Genomic DNA, 3,515 nt, shown 5'->3' on the forward strand with positions numbered 1-3,515 from the left:
GGACTCAGGAAGTAATCGATCACCTTTCTCTTGTCCGTCTTCACTTCCGCCCGCACGGCCATGCCTGGCGACAGTTCGATCCTGTTCTCGCCGACCTGGATGCTGTTCTCCTTCAACTGGATGCGCGTGCTGTACACCAGCCCCAGCTTCTCGTCCTCGATGGCGTCGTTGGAGATGTTCAGCACGGTGCCGTGCACCACGCCGTACTTGGTGAAGGTAAAGGTCTCGACCTTGATCTCGACTTCCTGCCCGGCGCGTACGAAGCCGATGTCCTTGTTCTCCAGCATGGCTTCCACTTCCACCGGCTGGTCCTTGGGCACGATGACCATCAGTGGCTGGGCCTCGGTGACCACGCCGCCCGGGGTGTGGATGGCCAGCTGTTGCACGGTGCCGTCCACCGGGGCGGTGAGGCGGGTCAGGCGGTCGCGCTGTTCGGCTTTGGCCAGTTCTTGCGCGAGAGCGGCACCGCGTTGTTCCGACTCGTGTTGCAGGTCGAGCATGGTCCGGCGGGTCTGTGCGATCACGCCCTGGCGACGGCGCTCGGCCTCCAGCTTGGCGGCATGGAGCTCGACGACGCGGGCCTGCTGGATGGCCAGCTCGCGCTCCTGATCCATGCGCCGCTGCTCTCTTTCGAGGAAGGCGTGTTTGCCGATGATGGCCTTGTCCAACAAGCGCTTGTAGTCGGCAGCCAACTGACGGGTGATGGGCAGGGATTCCTGCAGCTTGGCCACCCAGGCCTGGGCGGCCTGGATCTCGGCCACGCGCTGGGCGATCTCTGCATCGCCCTGCTCCAGCGCGGCCCGGAGTTCCAGGTACTGGCCCTGCAGCCAGGTCTGCGCCGAGGCCTGCTGTTGTGCAGTGGCCTGGGGGATGCGGCTGGCCAACGAGGCCGGTGGCTGGTTGCTGTGGATTGCTTCGAGCAAGGCGCTGGCGCGCGCGCTGTCGACCTGGGCGGCGAGCAGGTCGCTTTTCAGGCGCTCGACATCGGCGCCGGTGATCTGCGCATCCAGTTCCACCAGCAGTTCGCCGGCTTTGACGCTCTGGCCGTCGTAGACGTGGATGGCCTTGACCACCGCCACTTCGCTGGGCTGGATGATCTTGCTCTTGCCGCTGGGCACGATCTTGCCGCTGGCAGTCGCGACCACGTCGATCTCGCCGACACAGGCCCAGATCAGCGCCAGCACGGCGAAGGCGATGATGGTCCACTGGATGATCCGCGGTGCCGGGTGCACTGGTGCTTCCTGCAGGGCCAGGGCGGCGGGCAGGAACTGCACTTCGTGGTTCACCCGCGCAGGGGCATCCATGGCCTTGCGCCGCTGCCAGGAATGGCGCCAGGCACTGCGGTAGCGATTGAGTAATTCACGTTTGGCGCCCATGGCTCAGCCCTGCTGCAGTCGGTGCAGGCGCGAGTAGTGGCCGGCCTGGTGGGAGAGAAGCTCGGCATGGCTGCCTTGCTCGACAATCTGTCCGCGGTCCATGACCACGATGCGGTTGGCATCGCGCACGGCAGACAGGCGGTGGGCGATGATGATCACCGTGCGCCCCTTGCAGATGGCCTGCATGTTCTGCTGGATGACCCGCTCGGACTCGTAGTCCAGGGCACTGGTGGCCTCGTCGAAGATCAGCACCCGTGGGTTGCCGATCAGCGCGCGGGCGATGGCGATGCGCTGGCGTTGGCCGCCAGACAGCGAGGCGCCGTGCTCACCAACCACGGTGTCGTAGCCTTCCGGCAGCTCCAGGATGAACTCGTGGGCACCGGCCAGTTTGGCCGCCTGGATCACCGCTTCCAGCGGTGCGCCGGGATCGGTCAGGGCGATGTTCTCGCGGATGCTGCGGGCGAACAGCATGTTGTCCTGCAGCACCACGCCGATCTGCCGGCGCAGCGAGGAGACGTCGGCCAGGGCCAGGTCCATGCCGTCGACCAGCACCCGGCCCCGCTCGGGGGTATACAGGCGCTGCAGCAGGCGAGTCAGGGTGCTCTTGCCGGAGCCGGAGCGACCAACCACGCCGACCACTTCGCCAGCATTGATCTGCAGGCTGACCCCACGCAGCACCTCCGAGCCGTCCGGACGGTAGCGGAAGTGCACCTGGTCGAATTCGATCTGGCCCTTGAGCGGCGGCAAGGCGCTGCGCGTGGCCTGGGACAGCTCGGTGCGGGCATTGAGGATGTCGCCCAGGCGCTGTACCGACACACCGGTCTGCTGGAAGTTGGTCCACAGCTGGGCCAGGCGCATGATCGGCTGCGACACACGGCCGGCGAGCATATTGAACGCGATCAGTTGGCCAACGCTGAGATCACCCTCGATCACCAGGCGCGCACCCAGCCACAGGGTGGCCACGGTGACCAGCTTGCCGACCAGGCCGACGCCCTCGTTGGCGATGGTCGACAGGGTCTGGGTCTTGAAGCTGGCAGCCACGTAGCCGGCCAACTGGTTGTCCCACTTGCGGTTGATCTGCGGCTCCACCGCCATGGCTTTCAGGGTGTCGATGCCGTTGACCGTCTCGACCAGGAAGGCCTGGTTCTCCGCACCGCGCGAGAAGCTCTCGTTGAGCCGCGCGCGCAGCACCGGGGTGATCAGCAGGGAGATCAGGAAGTACAGCGGCAGCGAGAGGATCACCACCAGGGTCAGCCAACCGCTGTAGTAGAACATCACGGCGATGAACACCACCGAGAACAGCACGTCGAGGATCAGGGTGATGGCGTTGCCGGTGAGGAAGCTGCGGATGTTCTCCAGCTCCCGTACCCGCGCCACCGAATCCCCCACCCGCCGCGCCTGGAAATAGGCCAGCGGCAGGGTCACCAGATGGCGGAACAGACGTGAACCCAGCTCCACGTCGATACGACTGGCGGTGTGAGCGAACACGTAGCTGCGCAGGCCGCTGAGCAGGGTCTCGAAGACCATGATGCCAAGCAGGCCGATGGCGATCACGTCCAGTGTCGACAGGCCACGGTGTACCAATACCTTGTCCATCACCACCTGGAAGAACAGCGGCGTCAGCAGCGCGAAGATCTGCAGCACGAAGGACACCAGCAGCACTTCGCCGAGCAGCTTGCGGTACTTGACGATAGCCGGGATGAACCAGGTGAAGTCGAACTTGCTCAGCTCACCGGCCAACGAAGCCTCGGAGCGGATCAGCAGCAGCTCGCCGCTCCAGCGCTGCTCCAACTGTTCGAAGGTCAGTACCTCGGGGCGCTGCGCGCGCGGGTCGTGGATCAGCGCCTTGCCGTCGTCGAGACGGGCAATGATGAAGTAGCGGCCTTCGTGATCGGCGGCGATGGCGGGCAGCGGCGTGGTGTCGAGACGACTCAGCGAGCTGCGCGTGGACTTGGCCTTGAGGCCCAGTTTCTTGGCGGAAAGAAGGAGTTCGGCGCGGCCGAAACGGCGGCCATCTTCGGCGAACTCATGGGCCAACTGCTCGGACGAAGCGGCCACATTGTGAAAGCGCGCCAGCATCACCAAGCACGCTAGGCCCGTATCGACCTCGGGCGTGGGACCCGATCCTTGGGTGTTGTC

At 65.3% G+C, this 3,515-nt stretch carries 2 protein-coding genes; both read right to left on the reverse strand.

What is annotated here, in order from left to right; all coding sequences use genetic code 11:
- The coding region (locus tag IB232_RS23310; protein ID WP_192400892.1) for an HlyD family type I secretion periplasmic adaptor subunit at positions 1-1,376 on the reverse strand (1,376 nt) is incomplete at its 3' end.
- 3 nt (positions 1,377-1,379) lie between these two features.
- A partial coding sequence (locus IB232_RS23315) for a type I secretion system permease/ATPase (protein ID WP_263863954.1) occupies positions 1,380-3,515 on the reverse strand: 2,136 nt, incomplete at its 5' end.

It is taken from the genome of Pseudomonas sp. PDM15 (assembly GCF_014851565.1).
Classification (GTDB): Bacteria; Pseudomonadota; Gammaproteobacteria; order Pseudomonadales; family Pseudomonadaceae; genus Aquipseudomonas.